Raw genomic sequence first — 18,022 nt, forward strand, 5'->3', positions numbered from 1 at the left:
CAGGCGCTATTATTTCGCGCCCTTTTTGTGGCGGAAAATTCACACAGCAAAGCTTTGAACGCGGAGTAATTTGGATGGCACGTATAGCCGGTGTCAATATACCCGATAACAAACATGCTGTTATCTCGCTGACCTACATCTTCGGTGTTGGCAAGACAACAGCCCAGAAGCTTTGCGATGCAACCGGCGTTAAGCCGGACGCCAAGGTCAAAGACCTGAGCGACGAGCAACTTGAAGCACTTCGTACTGAAGTGGGCAAGTTTACCGTCGAAGGCGATCTGCGTCGTGAAGTACAGATGAACATCAAGCGTTTGAAGGATCTCGGTTGCTTCCGTGGTCTGCGTCATCGTCATGGCCTTCCGGTCCGTGGCCAGCGCACCAAGACCAACGCCCGCACCCGTAAAGGTCCTCGCAAACCTATTCGTAAGTAACAGGTAGGCAAACATGGCAAAGCCAGGTACACGTACCCGTAAAAAGGTGAAAAAGACGGTTGTTGATGGCGTCGCGCACATTCACGCGTCCTTCAACAACACCATCGTGACCATTTCGGACCGTCAGGGCAACGTCCTGTCCTGGGCCACTTCTGGTGGTTCCGGTTTCCGCGGCTCACGTAAGAGTACACCTTTTGCTGCGCAGGTAGCAGCTGAAAGAGCCGGTAATGCGGCTGCTGAATACGGCCTTAAAAACCTGGACGTAGAGGTTAAGGGTCCTGGGCCCGGACGTGAATCTGCAGTTCGCGCGCTGAATGCGTGTGGCTACAAGATCACCAACATCACTGATGTGACGCCGATTCCCCACAACGGCTGTCGTCCGCCCAAGAAGCGCCGCGTCTAACACAGGAGACAGTGAAATATGGCTCGTTATATAGGCCCGAAGTGCAAGCTGTCTCGTCGTGAAGGGACAGATCTTTTTCTGAAGAGCGGCGTTCGCGCGCTCGATTCCAAGTGCAACATCGAGACTCCGCCGGGTATGCACGGCGCGCGTCGCGGTCGTCTGTCCGAGTACGGCGTTCAGCTTCGTGAAAAACAGAAAGTCCGTCGTATCTACGGCGTTCTTGAGAAGCAGTTCCGCAACTATTACAAAGAGGCCGCCCGAGGCAAAGGTGCAACTGGTGAAAACCTGCTGCAGCTGCTGGAAGGCCGTCTCGATAACGTTGTATATCGCATGGGTTTTGGTTCTACCCGTGCAGAAGCCCGTCAGCTCGTCTCTCACAAGGCGATCCTGGTCAATGATAAGCCGGTTAACATCCCGTCCTATCAGGTCAAGCCGGGCGACGTTGTGAGCGTGCGCGAAAAGGCCAAGAATCAGCTGCGTGTTAAAGGCGCGCTGGATTTGGCTTCAAGCCGTGCACCGGTAAGCTGGGTAGAGGTTGACGCCAACAAGATGTCCGGCGTTTACAAGTCAGTACCTGAGCGTACTGAACTGCCGGCCGACATCAACGAGAACCTCATCGTCGAGCTTTACTCCAAGTAAAGCCCAGTTAGCAACGATAGCAGATAGGGGCGTCTATGCAGCGTTCAGTACATGAGTTATTGACACCTCGTACCATTGACGTGAAAGAATCCAGCGCTACGCGCGCCAAGGTGACCCTGGAACCGCTCGAACGCGGTTTCGGGCACACCCTGGGCAGCGCGCTGCGTCGTATTCTTCTGTCTTCGATGCCGGGCTGCGCCGTGACTGAAGCACAGATCGACGGTGTCCTGCACGAGTACAGTGCCATTGAAGGTGTCCAGGAAGACGTCATCGAGATTCTGCTGAATCTCAAGGGCGTTGCCGTAAAGATGAACGGCCGTGACGATGCTGAGCTGACCCTCAGCAAGAAAGGTCCGGGCGTGGTGACTGCCGGCGATATCAAGCTGGACCACGATGTGGAAATCGCTAACCCGGAGCACGTGATCTGTCACTTGAGCGAAAACGGCGAAGTGAACATGCGCTTGCGCGTAGCACGGGGCCGTGGCTACGAGCCGGCTGATCAGCGTGGTCTGGACGAGGACGAAACTCGTGCCATCGGACGCTTGCAGCTGGATGCAACGTTCAGCCCGGTTCGTCGTGTGGCCTATGCCGTCGAGAGCGCTCGGGTTGAGCAGCGTACAGACCTGGACAAGCTGGTTATTGATCTGGAGACCAACGGTACCATCGATCCGGAAGAAGCGATTCGCCGGGCCGCTACCATTCTCCAGCAGCAGCTGGCTGTGTTCGTCGATTTCGATCATGAGAAAGAGCCTGAGCGTGTAGAGGAAGAGGAAGAAATCGATCCGATTCTGCTGCGCCCGGTTGATGATCTGGAGTTGACTGTGCGTTCAGCTAACTGCTTGAAGGCTGAAAACATTTACTATATCGGCGATCTGATCCAGCGCACGGAAGTGGAGCTGCTGAAGACGCCTAATCTAGGCAAAAAGTCGCTGACCGAGATCAAGGACGTTCTTGCGTCCCGTGGTCTGTCTTTGGGTATGCGTCTTGATAACTGGCCGCCGGCAAGCCTTCGTGGTGATGACCGGGTTCTGGGCGGTTGATCGCCGATTAGTTTAAGGTAAGGAATCAGAGCAATGCGTCATCGTAAGAGTGGTCGTAAGTTCAACAGGACCAGTGCGCATCGCAAGGCCATGTTCCGTAACATGACTGCGTCACTGGTTGAGCACGAGCTGATCAAAACGACGCTCCCGAAAGCCAAAGAGCTGCGTCGGGTAGCTGAGCCGTTGATCACGCTCGCAAAGAATGATTCGGTAGCAAATCGTCGTCTGGCGTTCTCTCGCCTGCGTAGCGATGCTGCGGTAGCCAAGCTGTTTGATGAGCTGGGCCCCCGTTACAGCGAGCGTCCGGGTGGTTATCTTCGTATTCTGAAGTGCGGTTTCCGTGCTGGCGACAATGCCCCGATGGCATTCGTTGAGCTGGTCGGCCGTCCTCTGGACATCGAAGCTGAAGAGATAGACGACGACGAAGAGTAAGTTCTTCTGAGTCCATAAAAAAACCGGGTTCCGCAAGGTTCCCGGTTTTTTTGTGCCCGTCGTTCGGGCGGGCTATTTGGTAAGCATCGGTTTGAGGTACCGTCCGGTGTGCGACGCCGGATTGGCGGCGACTCCCTCGGGCGTTCCTTCGGCAATAATCTGTCCGCCACCGGACCCACCTTCCGGACCGAGGTCGACAATCCAGTCTGCGGTCTTGATGACGTCCAGGTTGTGCTCGATGACAACGATAGTGTTGCCGTGATCGCGCAAACGCTCCAGCACGTTCAAAAGTTGCTGGATATCGTAGAAGTGCAGGCCGGTCGTGGGCTCGTCCAGAATGTACAGGGTTTTGCCTGTGTCCCGTTTGGACAATTCCTTAGCCAGCTTGACCCGCTGTGCTTCGCCCCCCGAGAGGGTCACTGCGCTCTGGCCCAAACGAATGTAAGACAGGCCCACGTCGATCAGCGTTTGCAGTTTTCTGGCAATGAAGGGGACTGCGTGGAAAAACTCCCGGCCCTCCTCAACGGTCATTTCCAGAACTTCGTGAATGTTTTTGCCTTTATACCGAACCTCGAGGGTCTCCCGGTTGTAACGTTTGCCCTTACAGATGTCGCAGGGCACATAGACGTCTGGCAGGAAGTGCATTTCGACTTTGATGACGCCATCGCCCTGGCAGGCCTCGCACCGGCCGCCCTTCACGTTGAAGGAGAAGCGGCCAGGTTTGTAGCCGCGTGAGCGAGCCTCCTGAGTGCCGGCGAAGAGTTCCCTGATGGGGGTAAACAGGCCGGTGTAAGTGGCGGGGTTAGACCTGGGTGTCCGTCCGATAGGGCTCTGGTCAATGTCGATCACCTTGTCGAGCTGATCAAGTCCTTTCAGGCTCTTGTAGGGTGCATGATTGAGGCTGGTCGCTTTGTTCAGTTTGGCGGCCGCGACCGGATAGAGGGTGCTGTTAATCAGAGTGGATTTGCCTGAGCCCGATACCCCGGTAACGCAGGTCATCACGCCTAGCGGCAGCGTGAGCGTTACGTCCCGGAGATTGTTGCCAGAGGCGCCGGTCAGTACCAGCTTCTTGCCATTGCCCTTGTTTCGCTCAGAAGGTACAGAGATCTCCTTCTCGCCACTGAGGTACTGGCCAGTCATTGAAGCCGGGTTGGCGATAATCTCTTTCGGGGTTCCCCGCGCGACAATCTCTCCGCCGTGGACGCCAGCGCCGGGGCCAATGTCAATAACGTAGTCGGCAGCCCGGATAGCATCTTCGTCGTGTTCCACCACAATCACCGTATTGCCGAGGTCCCGGAGGTGGGTGAGGGTGGCAAGCAGTCGGTCGTTGTCCCGCTGATGCAGTCCAATGGACGGCTCGTCCAGAATGTACATCACGCCCACCAGGCCTGCGCCTATCTGGCTGGCCAGCCTGATGCGCTGGGCCTCGCCGCCTGAGAGGGTGTCTGCGCTGCGTTCCAGGGTGAGGTACTCGAGGCCCACGTTGACCAGAAATTGCAGGCGCTCCCGCACCTCTTTCAGGATTTTTTCGGCGATCTCACCTTTACGCCCGGGCAATGCCAGAGTGCTGAAGTAGCGATGGGCATCACCCACGGGGAGGTGGGTTATTTCCGGGAGGTTTCGCTCTTCGATAAAGACGTGACGGGCACTGCGACGCAGGCGCGAACCGCCGCAGTCTTTACAGGGCTGTGTGCTCAGGTTGCGAGCCAGTTCCTCGCGCATGCTCTGAGATTCCGTCTCGCGGTAACGGCGTTCCAGATTCGGCAGTATGCCCTCGAACGGGTGGGCCTTTTCCATGATATGACCGCGAGAGTTCACATAGCGAAAGGGAATGTCCTCGTCGCCGGAGCCATACAGGAGCACCTCCTGGAAGTTTTCGGGCAGCTCTTCCCAAGGCGTTTCCAGGTCAATGCCGTAGTGTTCGGCAACACTGGTCAGCATCTGGAAGTAGTACACGGCACGACGGTCCCAGCCTTTGATGGCTCCTGATGCCAGGGTTGCTTCCGGGCTCTGGATCACCTTTTCGGCATCAAAGAACTGGCGCACCCCCAGACCGTCGCAGGTGGGGCATGCGCCGGCCGGGTTGTTGAACGAAAACAGGCGAGGTTCCAGTTCGCTCAGGGAGTAGCCGCACTGGGTGCAGGCATAGCGCGCCGAGAAGGTGTGTTCCTCGCCTTCTCCACTCATGGGCGCCACCAGAGCAATGCCGTCGGCCAGCTCCAGGGCGGTTTCGAAGCTCTCGGCCAGTCGTTGCTCCAGCCCCTCCTTGACTTTGAATCGATCGACCACAACGTCAATCTGGTGCTTGCGCTTCTTGTCCAGGGCAGGAACGTCGTCTATGTCGTATACCGCTCCGTCCACTCTCAGGCGGATGAAGCCCTGGCTGCGCATGGTGTCGATCACCTGCAGATGCTCACCTTTGCGATCCCGGATCACCGGCGCCAATATCATCAGCTTGCTGCCTTCCGGCATGGCGAGAACCTGGTCAACCATCTGGCTCACGGTCTGGGCTTCCAGCGGCTGGCCGTGATCAGGACAGCGGGGTTCACCAGCACGAGCGAAAAGCAGTCTCAGATAGTCATAGATCTCGGTGATGGTCCCCACGGTAGAGCGGGGGTTGTGCGACGTGGATTTCTGCTCGATGGAGATGGCTGGCGACAAGCCTTCAATGTGATCCACATCGGGCTTTTCCATCATCGAGAGGAATTGCCGTGCGTAGGTGGACAGCGACTCGACATACCGGCGCTGGCCCTCGGCATAGAGCGTATCGAACGCCAATGAGGACTTGCCGGAGCCGGACAGACCGGTAATGACGATCAGTTTGTCCCTTGGCATATCCAGGTCGATGTTTTTCAGGTTGTGGGTGCGCGCGCCCTTGATCTGGATATGGTCCATAACACCTCGCTTGGTAAAAACTGCCAGTATATCGGTTTCGGGTCGTTCCGGCTAAGTGCGGAACGACCCGCTCTGCGGGTGTCCCGTCGCCGGGGTGGTTCTGGTACAATGCGCCGCCTGCGGTTACCGGCCGCTCACCATTCATTCAAACCGCACGGGTAGGCATGAACGCGCTCGAAAAACGCTCAGTTGTGGCTCTGGCTTCGGTATACGCCATGCGTATGCTGGGCCTGTTTATGGTCATGCCCGTGTTTGTGCTGCTGGGTACGGACCTGCAGGGTGCGACGCCGGCGCTATTGGGCCTGGCGATTGGTGCTTACGGCCTGAGTCAGGCGCTGCTTCAGATCCCCTTCGGCCTGTTGTCGGATCGGGTTGGCCGCAAGAAGATGATCTACCTGGGGCTTATTCTGTTTGCCAGCGGGAGCCTGCTGGCCGCGTCGACCGACTCAATATACGTTGTGATCGCCGGTCGGATTCTTCAAGGTGCCGGTGCCATCGCCAGTGTATTGATGGCACTGCTGTCAGACCTCACCCGAGAGGAAGAGCGCACCAAGGCCATGGCCACGGTGGGCATTTCCATTGGCCTGTCGTTTTCCGTGTCGCTGGTGCTGGGCCCGTTGCTGGGCGCGGCCTGGGGCTTGTCTGGCATCTTCTACGTGACGGCAGTGATGGCCCTGTTGGCCCTTGTTGTGGTCGCCAGGGTGGTGCCTACGCCACATACCCATAAAGTCAGCGCCGATACCCATCCTGCCCGCGAAATGGTCGGGCGCGTTTTGGCCGATGGCCGCCTGCTGCGGCTCGACTTCGGAATCTTTGTGCTGCACCTGGTTCTGACGGCCCTGTTCCTGGTCTTTCCGACCATGCTTCAGGATCAGTTGGGATTGGCCAGCAGCTCCCACTGGTGGTTCTATTTGAGTGTGATGGTGCTTTCTTTCTTTGCCATGGTGCCCTTTATCATCATTGGCGAAAAGAAACGCAAAATGAAGCCGATACTGTGCATGGCCATTGCCTTGCTGACAGCGGCAACAGCAACGCTGACTCAGGTGAATGCCAGCCTCTGGGCAGCCTGGGGTGTGCTATTTTTCTTCTTTATGGCGTTCAATCTTCTGGAAGCCAGTCTGCCTTCGTTAATCAGTAAAGAGGCTCCGGCTGCCAGTAAGGGAACGGCCATGGGGGTTTATTCCACCTCCCAGTTTTTTGGTGCTTTTCTGGGTGGAGCTCTGGGAGGTTATCTGCTGCAGAGCGCTGGCGTGGAGGGAGTGCTCTGGTTGATGGCCGGGTGCCTCCTGGTGTGGCTGCTGGCAGCCTTGACCATGCCGGCCCCGAGCTACACGACCAGCCTGGTTCTGGAGCTGAGGGATGCGCTGGAAAATACCCTTGACGACGTGGACCGTCAGCTACGAAGGCTGCCGGGCGTGAAGGACGTTGTGATTGTTGAAAATGCATCGACAGCCTACCTGAAGGTGGACCGTCAGCATTTTCGGGAAGATCAGCTTGCGGACTTTGACTTTGTCCGGCAGGGTAAGAGTACTTAAACACAGGATGCTGGCATGGATGGCTGGCACTCCGCAAAACATGATCAGGAGCATACGATGGCACGAGGCGTAAACAAGGTAATTCTCATTGGTAACCTGGGGCAGGACCCGGACACTCGCTATACCCCCAACGGCAACGCTGTGGTTAACCTGAACCTCGCCACAGACGAGAGTTACAAGGATCGCCAGACCGGACAGATGGTGCCGAAGACCGAGTGGCATCGGGTTGTGCTGTTCGGCAAGGTGGCTGAAGTGGCTGGGCAATACCTGCGCAAAGGCTCCAAGGTCTACATTGAGGGCAAGCTGCAGACCCGGAAATGGCAGAACAAGGAAGGGCAGGATGTGTACACCACCGAAGTGGTTGTGGATATCAATGGCCAGATGCAGATGCTGGACAGCCGCGGTTCCGAGGGTGGCATGAATCAAGGGGCGCCCCAGGGTCGGCCGCAGCAACAGCCGCAATACAATGCACCACCCCAGCAGGGTGGGCAGGCCGGTGGCTACAACAACCCACCGCCACAGCAGCAGGGTGGCGGCATGCCCGAGCCGATTGATGACTTTGACGACGACATTCCCTTCTGACAAATATCAAGTTTGTCCTGAATCAAAAGCCCGCGATTTTTGCGGGCTTTTTTGTTACTGACTTGCAAAATCTCCGTGAAATCAATCAAAAATCCGTGGAGTTACGTTCGGTTTCTCAACTATTATGTAAGCCAGTGTAAAAGTCGGCGATATTTTGAGCATATCGATGCCTGGTTATCGCGGCAAATACCGTTCACCAAAAGGAAGTCATGACCCTGAGCTCCGTTGTAAACCGAGTCTCCCGCTTGTTTGGGCGGGCAGATAGCAGAACCCCGGTCTGTCTTGAGGTTCGACCTGACGGTATCGCCTGGGCCAAAGGCTCCGAAGCGGTGGGCCCCGGCACGGGGTTTGTGGATTGTTTGCCGGCGAAGCGTCGGGAAACCCTGGAATCTCTTGTCAACGAACAAGGCTGGGCGGGAGCTCCAGCGGTCGTGGTGTTGCCCATCGATCAATATCAGGTGTTCCAGGTGGAGCGCCCCGAGGGTATTGAAGACAGCGAGCTGGCAGATGCCCTGAAGTGGAAGTTGAAGGACTTCCTCGATTTCAGCCCTTCCGATGCGGTTTCCGATGTTTTTTCCTTTCCGGAAGATGCTTCCCGTGGGCGAGGGCCCCTGGTGAATGTGGTTGCTGCTCGCAAGTCACTGGTTCAGGAATTGGTTGCACTGGCAGACGGCGCCGGCCTTGAGCTGGTGAGAGTGGATATTGCCGAACTTGCGCTGCGAAACCTGGCGTCCCGTATGGACACCGCGAACCGTGGTGTGGCACTGGTCCACCTGCGCGAACGATACGGCCAGATGGTTGTCTGCCGCGGCGATACGCTGTATTTGTCCCGTCGACTGGACGTGTCCTACGACGATCTGCGCGATGCTGGCCGCCAGGAAAACGCTGTGCAGTCCCTCGCCCTGGAGATTCAGCGCTCCATGGATTATTTCGAGAGTCAGTTAGGCCAGGTGCCGCCCGCCACGATCCGCCTGGTGGCGAGAGACTCGGTGCTGCCGCTTACCTCCATGTTGTCATCCTACGTGGCCGCCTCTATTGAAACCGTCGCCTGGTCGGAGTTTGGGTTGGAGCAGGATCTGGATAGCCGGTGTCTTCCTGCCTGGAGTGCGGGCCTGGCCGTAGGGGAGACTCATTAATGCAGCAGCAGGTCAATCTTTATACCGCCGAGCTGCGGCCAAGCAAACAAAAGCTGAATGCCACGTCGGCACTGATGGCGCTGGCACTGGTGATTGTGGTTGTTGCCGGGCTGGCCGGCCTGGTTCGCTACCAGAACCAGCAACTGGAGGCTCAGGCTCTGGCAGTAGAGCGGCAAAACAGCCAGTTGGAGCAGGTGGTCGCCCGGCTGCAGGATGAGGTTCAGGCACGCCAGCCGGACCCGGAACTGGAAGCCGCGTTGGCTCGGGTCACGGAAACGATCAGCCGCCGGCAACGACTGCTGGGTCGAATCGAAACCCTGGCCACCAGTGGTCATTCCGGTTTTTCCGGACGGTTGTCGGCGTTGGCCCGGCAAGTGCCGGATAATCTCTGGCTGACGGGCATTCGGCTGGAGTCGCTCCCCGCTACCCTTACGCTTCAGGGCCAGACCCGGTCTGCCGACTTGGTGCCCCGCTATCTCGAACGCCTGGGCGAAGAGCCGGCGTTTATTGGTGAAACCTTCTCTGATTTCCGGATCTCCCGCCCGAACGATGAGGCTGAACGCCAGTGGGTGAACTTTCAGATTGCCACCGAAAAGAACGGGGACACAGGCCTATGAGCGTGCTGAAATCCCGATGGGCTGACGGCAGCCAATGGTATAACGACCGGCCGATTCGCGAGCGGGTTCTGGTACTGCTAACGGTGTGCGTGCTGGTGTTTGTTGTTGGCTGGGAACTGCTGGTTGCGCCGGCTGAAGCCCGGAAAAGTCAGCTGGCCAGCCAGTTGCAAGTAGCGTCAAACACCCGGGATGCTTTGCTGAGCCAGCAGGAAAGTCTTGATGGACAGCTTGCCAGTGATCCTTCCACCGAGTTGCGGGAAAGGCTGGCAGCGCGGGAGAACCGGCTGAGCCGCCTGAATGAGCAGATTGCTGAAACCACTGGCCAGTTGATCGCGCCCCGGGACATGGTGGTGCTGTTAAGAGAAATGCTTGCTGCGCAGCAGGGCCTGGAACTGGACTCCATGGAATTGTTGGCTCCGGAGCCGGTGTATGACGAACCGGCCACGGCGGATGCCGCCAGCGGTAACGACAAGCCAAAACCAGAGCCCTTGTTGTACGCGCACGATGTGGAAATGACCGTGCGCGGCGGCTATCTGGACGTGTTGAATTACCTTGAGCGCCTGGAATCCATGGATGAACGACTGGGCTGGTCGCGGCTTGAGTATGATGCGGGCACCTGGCCAGACGGCCAGGCCACCATTCGGGTGCGCACGCTGAGCCTGGAGCCTGCGTGGTTGGGGGTGTGATGTGAGGTGGCAAGCCGTTGGTAATGCCATGATCGTGATGGCCGCCGTTGTAGCGCTTCCGGCGCAGGCGTTGCAGGATCCCACCAGGCCCCCGGGTGTTCAAAGCCGGGCGGTGGAAGCAACGCCGCCGCGAACCCTGGAGCTTGGCTCCATTGTGCATGGCACGGATCGAAGAGTGGCGGTGATTGAAGGCGTTGCCCTGACCGAGGGAGAGAGCCACGACGGGATTCGCGTGCGCCGAATATACCGCGACCGGGTTGAAATCCTGGATAACGGACAACATCGGGTGCTCTACCCGGAAACCCTTCCGCAGGTGCGGAGAACCCAATGAAAGACAAGCGGACACCAATGAATGCATTCAGACCGAAGGCCCAGACGGCGCTCGTAGTTGCGCTCTCCCTATTCATGGCGGCCTGTAGCAACAATCCGTTAATGCGCACCTCGGCGGCGACCTCTTCCGACGTGGCCGACGAAATCGACCGAACCCTGGAACAAGCGGAACAGAGTCAGCGGGCAGCCAGTAACGTGAGTGCGGTGCCTGCGCCATCGGCTGCCGATATCAGCAGCCAGCTTTTGCCGCCTCTGAGTAGCAGCCCGCAACAGGATGAGCGCTTCGATGTGAACGCCTCGGAAGTTCCGGCCAGTAGTTTTTTTGAGGCACTGGTTGCCGGCACCCGCTATAACGTGGTGGTTCGCCCGGATGTGGCCACGACGGTCAGTCTTCGCCTGAGCGATGTGACCGTTCCAGAAGTCATGGACATAGCGGCAGATCTGTATGGCCTTGATATCACCCGTAGCGGTCGGCTATATCGGGTGGCGGCCGATCAGGTTCAGACCCGCCTGTTCCCCATCGATTATCTGCACTTCAAACGCCGTGGCGGCTCGGAAACCCGTGTTAGTTCCGGGCAGGTCAGCAGCTCCCGAAGCAATAGAGAGGGGGCTGGCAGCAACGATAACAATGAAGACAATGAAACGCGCAATCTGGTCGGTACCACGATATCGACTCAGACCGAATCGGATTTCTGGCGTGATATCCGCGACGCCCTGAACATGATTGTGGGCGGTGATAACGGGCAGGTTGTGGTAAACCCCGGGGCCGGGCTGGTTATGGTCCGGGCTGGTGCCGATGATCTGAGGCTGGTGGAAAACTATTTGCGCAAGACTGAGCTGATTATGCAGCGCCAGGTTGTGCTGGAAGCCAAGATTCTGGAAGTGGGGCTAAACGAGGGGTACCAGCAGGGTATCGACTGGAATGATGTACAGAGCTCTGCGGGGCGGGCTGACTACTTCACCAGCCAGTCACTTGGTGGTCAGCAAATTCGGACTCCGGACATCGGCGGGCTTTTCTCGGCAACGGTCAGTGCCGGGGATTTCACCGGGTTGATTGAACTGCTTGGCCAGCAGGGCAATGTGCAGATCCTGTCGAGCCCGAGAATTTCCACGGTTAACAATCAAAAGGCCGTGATCAAAGTCGGCACCGATGAGTTCTTCGTCACCGACATTGATTTTGATGACAACAATTCTGCTGTTACCGCCACCGACAGCACATCAACCTCCGTCGAGCTGACGCCGTTCTTTTCCGGCATCTCTCTGGATGTGACACCTCAGATCGCTGAGGACGGCGCCATCACCCTGCATGTGCATCCATCCGTGAGCGAAGTGGCGGATCAGGAAAAGGTGATTACCATCGGGGAACGGGATGTCACCCTGCCATTGGCCCGCAGCACCGTTCGCGAAACCGATAGCGTCATCCGGGCCGAAAGTGGCCAGATTGTGGTGATTGGCGGTCTGATCCAGAACAGCAGCGAAGACAACAATTCAGCGGTGCCTTTCTTCAGTGAGATTCCACTGCTGGGTGAACTGTTCAAGCAACGCAATTTTGAATCCCGGAAGAGCGAACTGGTTATTCTGTTGCGTCCGGTCGTCGCCAATGCCGGCCAGATGCAGGCTGACGTCAGTGCCTCCCGTGAGCGCATGAATGTATTACGGGAGCTGCTGAACTCGTCTGAATCCGTCAAGCCACAACCCGAGACTGCACCGCGCTGATGTATCAGAGCCACTTCGGACTGCAGGAAGCACCGTTTGCATTGACGCCCAACACCCGCTACTTCCTGCGGGCGCCCAGCCATTCCGATGCCCTGGAGCTTTTGCTGGTGGCGCTGCGGCAGCGGGAAGGCTTTATCAAGGTGACCGGGGAAGTCGGCACCGGTAAAACTCTGCTATGTCGCCTGTTACTGAATGAGCTTGATAGAGACGCCTGCACGGCCTACGTGCCCAACCCGAATCTGCCACCGGATACGCTCTACGAAGCGGTCGCGGAGGAGCTGGGGGTGGATGTGGCTGTGTGCGCCAACGTCCATCAGATCCTCAAGGCCCTGAACGAGAGACTGATTGCCCTGGCGATGGACCAGAAGCCGGTGGTGCTGGTGATTGACGAAGCCCAGGCCATGCCGGAAGAAACCATTGAAGCCCTGCGCCTGCTCACCAATCTGGAAACCGAAAGCACCCGGCTGCTGCAGATCGTGTTGTTCGGTCAGCCCGAGCTGGACACGACCCTGAGCAAGGACAGTCTGCGCCAGTTGCGCCAGCGCATTACCTTCCAGACTCGCCTGCAACCGCTGAATCGGGATTCGGTAAGCCAGTATCTTCGGCACCGACTCTCCCAGGCGGGGTATAACGGCTCCGACCTGTTCGCGCCAGCTGCTCTCAGAGTGATCTGGCGGGCGTCGGGAGGTATTCCAAGGCTGGTGAACGTGCTGGCCCACAAGGCCATGCTGGCGGCCTGGGGGCAGGGGGATCGATTAGTCAATCGCAGGCACGCGCTGCTCGCGGTCAGGGATACCGAAAGCGCCCGTTCCCTCGGACTGTTCGGGAGGTGGTTATGAGCCTGTTGAACGATGCCCTGAGGGCGGCCGAACAGCGGCAGCAACAGCCACAAGTGTCGGCGGTGTATACCGGTAATAGCACAACAGCTGGTACGGGACCCGGTGGAAAAACCGCTCTACTGCTTGTTCTTGTGAGCTGCCTGGTGCTCGGCGCTGGCGTAGCGTGGTGGTCTATTTCGAAAGGCGAGACGGTTGCCCCAGCGCTTGCTGAAGCCGATGTGGCGCCAGCCTCCGTCCCTGAAGATCTTCTCGAAACTCAGACTGAGGCGCCGTTGCGGCCGAATACGGAGGCGGCGAATTCTTCCGCGGCTACACCGCCTGAATCAGTAGCCAGACCTGTTCTTGAACCGGTGGTGACAGCTGAGCCTGCTGTAGCCCCAGAGCCGGCCACCATCGAAACGGTTGAGGAGCCGGTCCGGCACCTGGCAGAACCGACTGAACAGCAGGAGCCAGCCACACCCGAGGTGGCCGTAGCAGAAAAAGCCAGCGCGGCGGAGCCTGAGCCGGCTGTCGCCATTGCTGAGCCTGAACCTGCGGCAACGCCGGCCCGGACATCCGTGAAACAACCCCGCGAAACACCGGAAGCGATCGACCTGCGCACCAGCCGTGAGCTGGCCAGTCTGTTGGCGTCAGGGCGCAATGCTGAGGCCGAGCAGTTGCTGGCCACGCTGATTGAAAGCCAACCGGCACCGAACAGCCGGGAAGTGGTTGCCCGTGACCTGCTGGTGCAGGGAGAAGCGGAGCGGGCCCTTGGCTGGCTCCCGGCTGAGGTGACTGACGATTACGCCGGCCTGCGCTTGCTCCGGGCTAGAGCTTTACTGGCGCAGGGGCAGCTTGAGCAGGCAGTGGCCACGTTGTCGGCCCGGGTGCCGGCTGTGGCTGATCAGCCAGAGTACCGCATCACGCTGGCTACCTTGCTGCAACAGGTCGGGCAGACGGAGGCCTCTGCCGGCCACTGGGCGGAACTCATTGCCTACGACGACAGTCGCCCAGCCTGGTGGCTCGGCCTGGCCATTGCCCTGGAAACCGGAGGGCGCGGCCGCAGCGCGGTGCAGGCTTATGCCCAGGCTGCAGCCTTGCCGGGATTGTCTCCGGCGCTGGCGGACTACGCCCGAGAACGCTTGAATGCATTGCAGGCAGGATCATGACCACAGAACCGAAGAAAAAAATTCGCATAGGTGACCTGCTGGTCCAGAACGACGTCATCACCGAACAGCAGCTGATGACGGCGCTGCGTGAGCAGAAGAACACCGGCCGGAAACTGGGCCGGACCCTGATTGATCTGGGCTATGTGGATGAGGATAACCTGCTTAATATCCTCTCCCGCCAGTTGGAGGTGCCGTTCGTACAACTGCGCCACTACCAGTTCAACAACGAACTGGTAAAGAAGTTGCCTGAGGCCCTCGCGCGCCGGTTCCGGGCGATTGTGCTGGCGGAACAGGGGGGCGAGTTGCTGGTGGGCATGGCCGACCCGCTCGATATTTTTGCCTACGATGAACTGGTGCGGGTGCTCAAGCAGCCCATCAAACAGGCAGTTGTCCGGGAGAGCGAACTGCTCAACACGTTGGACCTGGTCTACCGCCGTACCGACGAGATTGCCTCGCTGGCCGAGGAGCTGGAAGACGAGCTGGGCGATGATGCCTTCGACCTGGCGGACCTGTCTGCCGAATCCGAAAGCGCTGATGCTCCGGTGGTCAAACTATTGCAGACTCTGTTTGAGGACGCCGTGCAGGCCCGGAGTTCGGATATTCATATCGAGCCGGATGAGTCGGTGGTGCGTATCCGCCAGCGGGTGGACGGGGTGCTTCAGGAACAGGTGATGAAGGAAAAGCGCGTGAACGCGGCGCTGGTCCTGCGCCTGAAACTGATGGCGGGCCTGAATATTTCCGAGAAGCGGTTGCCGCAGGATGGCCGTTTCAACGTGCGGGTAAAAGGCCGCAGTATCGATGTGCGGGTATCCACCATGCCTGTGCAATATGGTGAATCGGTGGTGATGCGTTTGCTGGACCAGAGCCAGGGTATGCTGGATCTTCAGGGTACCGGCATGCCACCGCACTTGCTGGAACGTTTCCGTAAGCTGATCAAAAAGCCGCACGGCATGATTCTGGTAACCGGCCCCACCGGCAGCGGTAAAACCACGACCCTGTATGGCGCGTTAACCGAGCTGAACAAACCCGAGGTCAAGATCATTACCGCTGAAGACCCGGTGGAATACCGGTTGCCACGGATTACCCAGGTTCAGGTGAATCCAAAAATCGGACTGGAATTTGCCAACGTGTTGCGCGCCTCCCTGCGCCAGGACCCGGATATCATTCTGGTGGGTGAAATGCGCGACCACGAAACCGTCGAGATTGGCTTGCGTGCTGCCATGACCGGTCACCTGGTGCTGTCCACCCTGCACACCAACGATTCCATCAGCAGCGCCATGCGTCTGATTGATATGGGGGCGGAGCCCTTCCTGGTGGCCAGTTCACTGTTGGGCGTGGTGGCTCAGCGCCTGGTTCGGCGGGTATGCGACAACTGCAAAGAGCCGTACCAGCCCACCGAACAGGAGCTGATCTGGCTGCAGTCCTTTGACCTGGATCCACTCGATATTGAAGCCGGCTTTATTCACGGCAAGGGCTGCTATCAGTGCAGCAACACTGGTTACAAGGGCCGCCTGGGCGTCTACGAAATGCTGGAAATGGACGAGTGCATGCTGGATGCGCTGCGCCGCAAGGATGTCTCTGACTTTACCCGGGCCGCCCGCCGAAGCCCCATCTATAGGCCTTTGGGGCAGTGCGCCATGGACTATGCTCTGCAGGGGGTGACCTCGTTGCAGGAAGTGGCACGAGTAGCGGCCACCTCGGAAGCCGACATGTCGGTGGATGCCGATGATCTGGGCGGCGATACCGCCATAGGAGTGGATAGCTGATGCAGTTCAGTTACCGGGGCAAGGACAACCGGGGCGTTGTCCAGCAAGGTTCTCTGACCGCCGCCAATCCGGACGCGGCAGCCAGCGAACTGATGCGCCGTGGTATTACGCCGCTGACCATTCGCGAACAGGAAGATACCTCGTCGGCACTGGACAAACTGAACCAGCTGCCGCTGTTCCGCAAAGCCGTCACGCTGGATGAACTGATTGTGTTCTGCCGCCAGATGCACGCGCTGACCAAAGCCGGTATCCCGCTGATTCGCACCATGCGTGGACTGGCAGAAACCACGCGGTCGCCGGTGCTGGCGGAGGTGCTGGAGGACATTACCAACCGCCTGGAAGGTGGCACCACCATGGCCACAGCCATGCAGGCGCACCCGAAAGTGTTCTCCGAACTGTTCATCGCCATGATCCACGTGGGGGAGAACACCGGGATGCTGGACGACTCGTTCAAGCGTCTGTCGGAGATTCTGGAGCTGGAACGGGATACCAAACGACGGGTAAAACAGGCACTGCGCTACCCGACATTCGTGGTCATCGCACTGCTGGCGGCGCTGATGGTGGTGAACTTCCTGGTCATTCCGCGCTTTGCCTCGGTGTTTGCCAAGCTGGGTGCAGACCTGCCGTTCCTGACACAGGTACTGGTCGGAACCTCGAATTTTCTGCTGGGATACTGGCCCTTAATGCTGTTTGCGGTGGCTGCCGGTGCTGTGCTGATTCGCCAGTGGAAGCGGACCGAGCAGGGACGGCTGATGTGGGATCGCTACAAGCTAAAGCTGCCCATCATCGGCCCCCTGTTGGAGTTGATTACCCTCAGCCGTTTTGCTCGTAACTTTGCCACCATGCTCAAGGCGGGCATGCCGGTTACCCATGCTTTGACGGTAGTGGCCGATGCCACCGACAACGCCTGGATCGGCAGCCACATCAAAGACATGCGGCTTGGTATTGAGCGGGGTGAGAGCCTGCTGCGAACCGCGCGGCACAGCGAGATGTTCACGCCTCTGATCCTGCAGATGATCGCTGTAGGGGAAGAAACCGGTTCGGTGGATGACATGCTCAATAACGTCGCCGATTTCTACGACGAAGATGTGGACTATGGCCTGAAGCGGCTGGCGGAATCCATCGAGCCGATCCTGATTGTGGCCATGGGGATTCTGGTGCTGATACTGGCGCTGGGGGTTTTCCTGCCTATCTGGGATCTGGGAGCGGCCGCCATGGGGCGGGGCTAGGTGCAGGCGCCACGCTGGTCTTCGGCTGATGGCCTGGCCAATGCCAGGCGGATGCGGATGCTGACGGCCCTGGTGGTGTTATTTGTGCTCTGGTGGGTGCTGCTGGGCAGGCTGGAAAGAGAGCTGCAGCAGGTGGAACAGCAAAGCGTGGCCATGGTGCTGACGCAGCTTCGCTCTGCGCTGGTGATTAAAGGTGCGGAAGCCATGTTGAGCCGGGATCAGAACCTGGCCCGCCTGGAAGGGCGTAATCCCTTCAACTGGCTCGACCACCAATGGGCCAGCTACAAGGGCGATTGTGGCGAGAACGAGCCGGACTCCGGCAGCTGGTGTTTTGCAAACCAGCAACAAAAAGAAACAGGCGAAACGGCCAGGGGTTGGTTAATTTATAAACCGAAGCAGCCGATAACCATAGAAGGCAAGCGCGTGCATCCCGAACAGCCGATCGCCTGGCGAGTGACAACCGAATTTGCTGACCGCAACAGGAATAACCTGCGGGAGCAAGACGAACGGCTCACCGGCCTGACACTGAGGCCGGTACCGTTCCAGCAAACCACAGTGAACCGGCAGGACGCCAGGCGCTGAATGGCCAACACGATAG

The 18,022-nt window shown here is 58.6% G+C and carries 18 protein-coding genes; 17 read left to right on the plus strand and 1 reads right to left on the minus strand.

Going from position 1 to position 18,022, the window contains the following annotated elements; translation table 11 throughout:
- Positions 1 to 74 precede the first annotated feature (74 nt).
- Genes rpsM through rplQ form a run of 5 tightly spaced genes read left to right on the plus strand, consistent with a single transcriptional unit; the run spans position 75 to position 2,945 of the window.
- On the plus strand, positions 75 to 431 hold the full coding sequence (rpsM, locus tag MARHY_RS02905; protein WP_011784262.1) for a 30S ribosomal protein S13: 357 nt from the start codon (positions 75 to 77) through the stop codon (positions 429 to 431).
- A 13-nt stretch (positions 432 to 444) separates the two neighbouring features.
- Positions 445 to 834 carry a 30S ribosomal protein S11 gene (rpsK, locus tag MARHY_RS02910; protein ID WP_007153992.1) on the plus strand — a complete coding sequence of 130 codons (390 nt, stop codon included), beginning with the start codon at positions 445 to 447 and terminating at the stop codon, positions 832 to 834.
- Positions 835 to 852: 18 nt separating this feature from the next.
- The gene (gene rpsD / locus MARHY_RS02915) at positions 853 to 1,473 is read left to right on the plus strand and encodes a 30S ribosomal protein S4 (protein WP_014420494.1); all 621 of its coding nucleotides are present in this window, start codon (positions 853 to 855) and stop codon (positions 1,471 to 1,473) included.
- Between the two features lie 35 nt (positions 1,474 to 1,508).
- Positions 1,509 to 2,513, plus strand: a complete 1,005-nt coding sequence (locus MARHY_RS02920; RefSeq protein ID WP_008174911.1) for a DNA-directed RNA polymerase subunit alpha — start codon at positions 1,509 to 1,511, stop codon at positions 2,511 to 2,513.
- 33 nt (positions 2,514 to 2,546) lie between these two features.
- Positions 2,547 to 2,945, plus strand: coding sequence for a 50S ribosomal protein L17 (rplQ, locus tag MARHY_RS02925; protein ID WP_041654547.1), 399 nt, complete (start codon positions 2,547 to 2,549; stop codon positions 2,943 to 2,945).
- A 72-nt stretch (positions 2,946 to 3,017) separates the two neighbouring features.
- On the opposite strand, the gene uvrA is transcribed toward rplQ, so the two are convergent.
- On the minus strand, positions 3,018 to 5,840 hold the full coding sequence (gene uvrA / locus MARHY_RS02930; protein ID WP_014420496.1) for an excinuclease ABC subunit UvrA: 2,823 nt from the start codon (positions 5,838 to 5,840) through the stop codon (positions 3,018 to 3,020).
- Positions 5,841 to 6,004: 164 nt separating this feature from the next.
- Here uvrA and MARHY_RS02935 point away from each other — a divergent pair, with 164 nt between their 5' ends.
- The 12 genes from MARHY_RS02935 to MARHY_RS02990 all read left to right on the plus strand — a co-directional run bounded on the left by MARHY_RS02935 (position 6,005) and on the right by MARHY_RS02990 (position 18,006).
- On the plus strand, positions 6,005 to 7,375 hold the full coding sequence (locus MARHY_RS02935; RefSeq protein WP_014420497.1) for an MFS transporter: 1,371 nt from the start codon (positions 6,005 to 6,007) through the stop codon (positions 7,373 to 7,375).
- Positions 7,376 to 7,432: 57 nt separating this feature from the next.
- The gene (gene ssb, locus MARHY_RS02940) at positions 7,433 to 7,957 is read left to right on the plus strand and encodes a single-stranded DNA-binding protein (protein ID WP_014420498.1); all 525 of its coding nucleotides are present in this window, start codon (positions 7,433 to 7,435) and stop codon (positions 7,955 to 7,957) included.
- Between the two features lie 209 nt (positions 7,958 to 8,166).
- Positions 8,167 to 9,093: a type IV pilus biogenesis protein PilM gene (locus tag MARHY_RS02945; protein WP_158011866.1), complete on the plus strand. Its 927-nt coding sequence runs from the start codon at positions 8,167 to 8,169 to the stop codon at positions 9,091 to 9,093.
- A complete protein-coding gene (locus tag MARHY_RS02950) occupies positions 9,093 to 9,710 on the plus strand; it encodes a PilN domain-containing protein (RefSeq protein ID WP_011784269.1) in 618 nt (205 codons plus the stop codon). Before MARHY_RS02945 ends, MARHY_RS02950 begins: the two co-directional genes overlap by 1 nt.
- Positions 9,707 to 10,396, plus strand: a complete 690-nt coding sequence (locus MARHY_RS02955) for a type II secretion system protein GspM (protein WP_011784270.1) — start codon at positions 9,707 to 9,709, stop codon at positions 10,394 to 10,396. Before MARHY_RS02950 ends, MARHY_RS02955 begins: the two co-directional genes overlap by 4 nt.
- Before the next feature lies 1 nt (position 10,397).
- The gene (locus tag MARHY_RS02960) at positions 10,398 to 10,727 is read left to right on the plus strand and encodes a hypothetical protein (RefSeq protein WP_011784271.1); all 330 of its coding nucleotides are present in this window, start codon (positions 10,398 to 10,400) and stop codon (positions 10,725 to 10,727) included.
- Positions 10,724 to 12,442, plus strand: a complete 1,719-nt coding sequence (mshL, locus tag MARHY_RS02965) for a pilus (MSHA type) biogenesis protein MshL (RefSeq protein WP_011784272.1) — start codon at positions 10,724 to 10,726, stop codon at positions 12,440 to 12,442. Before MARHY_RS02960 ends, mshL begins: the two co-directional genes overlap by 4 nt.
- On the plus strand, positions 12,442 to 13,281 hold the full coding sequence (locus MARHY_RS02970; RefSeq protein WP_014420504.1) for an ExeA family protein: 840 nt from the start codon (positions 12,442 to 12,444) through the stop codon (positions 13,279 to 13,281). Before mshL ends, MARHY_RS02970 begins: the two co-directional genes overlap by 1 nt.
- Complete coding sequence (locus MARHY_RS02975) at positions 13,278 to 14,429, plus strand: tetratricopeptide repeat protein (protein WP_041654548.1); 1,152 nt, start codon at positions 13,278 to 13,280, stop codon at positions 14,427 to 14,429. Before MARHY_RS02970 ends, MARHY_RS02975 begins: the two co-directional genes overlap by 4 nt.
- A complete protein-coding gene (locus MARHY_RS02980) occupies positions 14,426 to 16,195 on the plus strand; it encodes a GspE/PulE family protein (protein ID WP_014420506.1) in 1,770 nt (589 codons plus the stop codon). Before MARHY_RS02975 ends, MARHY_RS02980 begins: the two co-directional genes overlap by 4 nt.
- The gene (locus MARHY_RS02985) at positions 16,195 to 17,424 is read left to right on the plus strand and encodes a type II secretion system F family protein (protein ID WP_014420507.1); all 1,230 of its coding nucleotides are present in this window, start codon (positions 16,195 to 16,197) and stop codon (positions 17,422 to 17,424) included. The genes MARHY_RS02980 and MARHY_RS02985 overlap by 1 nt, the downstream gene beginning before the upstream one ends.
- Positions 17,425 to 18,006 carry a hypothetical protein gene (locus MARHY_RS02990; RefSeq protein WP_041654549.1) on the plus strand — a complete coding sequence of 194 codons (582 nt, stop codon included), beginning with the start codon at positions 17,425 to 17,427 and terminating at the stop codon, positions 18,004 to 18,006.
- The last annotated feature ends 16 nt before the right edge of the window (positions 18,007 to 18,022 follow it).

The organism is Marinobacter nauticus ATCC 49840, from assembly GCF_000284615.1.
In the GTDB taxonomy this organism is placed as follows: domain Bacteria; phylum Pseudomonadota; class Gammaproteobacteria; order Pseudomonadales; family Oleiphilaceae; genus Marinobacter; species Marinobacter nauticus.

Coding starts and splice junctions, on each gene's coding strand:
- uvrA (WP_014420496.1), bottom strand. CDS start 5,840: ATGGACCATATCCAGATCAAGGGCGCGCGCACCCACAACCTGAAAAAC.
- MARHY_RS02975 (WP_041654548.1), top strand. CDS start 13,278: ATGAGCCTGTTGAACGATGCCCTGAGGGCGGCCGAACAGCGGCAGCAA.
- MARHY_RS02970 (WP_014420504.1), top strand. CDS start 12,442: ATGTATCAGAGCCACTTCGGACTGCAGGAAGCACCGTTTGCATTGACG.
- MARHY_RS02980 (WP_014420506.1), top strand. CDS start 14,426: ATGACCACAGAACCGAAGAAAAAAATTCGCATAGGTGACCTGCTGGTC.
- MARHY_RS02955 (WP_011784270.1), top strand. CDS start 9,707: ATGAGCGTGCTGAAATCCCGATGGGCTGACGGCAGCCAATGGTATAAC.
- mshL (WP_011784272.1), top strand. CDS start 10,724: ATGAAAGACAAGCGGACACCAATGAATGCATTCAGACCGAAGGCCCAG.
- rpsM (WP_011784262.1), top strand. CDS start 75: ATGGCACGTATAGCCGGTGTCAATATACCCGATAACAAACATGCTGTT.
- rpsK (WP_007153992.1), top strand. CDS start 445: ATGGCAAAGCCAGGTACACGTACCCGTAAAAAGGTGAAAAAGACGGTT.
- rplQ (WP_041654547.1), top strand. CDS start 2,547: ATGCGTCATCGTAAGAGTGGTCGTAAGTTCAACAGGACCAGTGCGCAT.
- ssb (WP_014420498.1), top strand. CDS start 7,433: ATGGCACGAGGCGTAAACAAGGTAATTCTCATTGGTAACCTGGGGCAG.
- MARHY_RS02920 (WP_008174911.1), top strand. CDS start 1,509: ATGCAGCGTTCAGTACATGAGTTATTGACACCTCGTACCATTGACGTG.
- MARHY_RS02945 (WP_158011866.1), top strand. CDS start 8,167: ATGACCCTGAGCTCCGTTGTAAACCGAGTCTCCCGCTTGTTTGGGCGG.
- MARHY_RS02950 (WP_011784269.1), top strand. CDS start 9,093: ATGCAGCAGCAGGTCAATCTTTATACCGCCGAGCTGCGGCCAAGCAAA.
- MARHY_RS02985 (WP_014420507.1), top strand. CDS start 16,195: ATGCAGTTCAGTTACCGGGGCAAGGACAACCGGGGCGTTGTCCAGCAA.
- rpsD (WP_014420494.1), top strand. CDS start 853: ATGGCTCGTTATATAGGCCCGAAGTGCAAGCTGTCTCGTCGTGAAGGG.
- MARHY_RS02935 (WP_014420497.1), top strand. CDS start 6,005: ATGAACGCGCTCGAAAAACGCTCAGTTGTGGCTCTGGCTTCGGTATAC.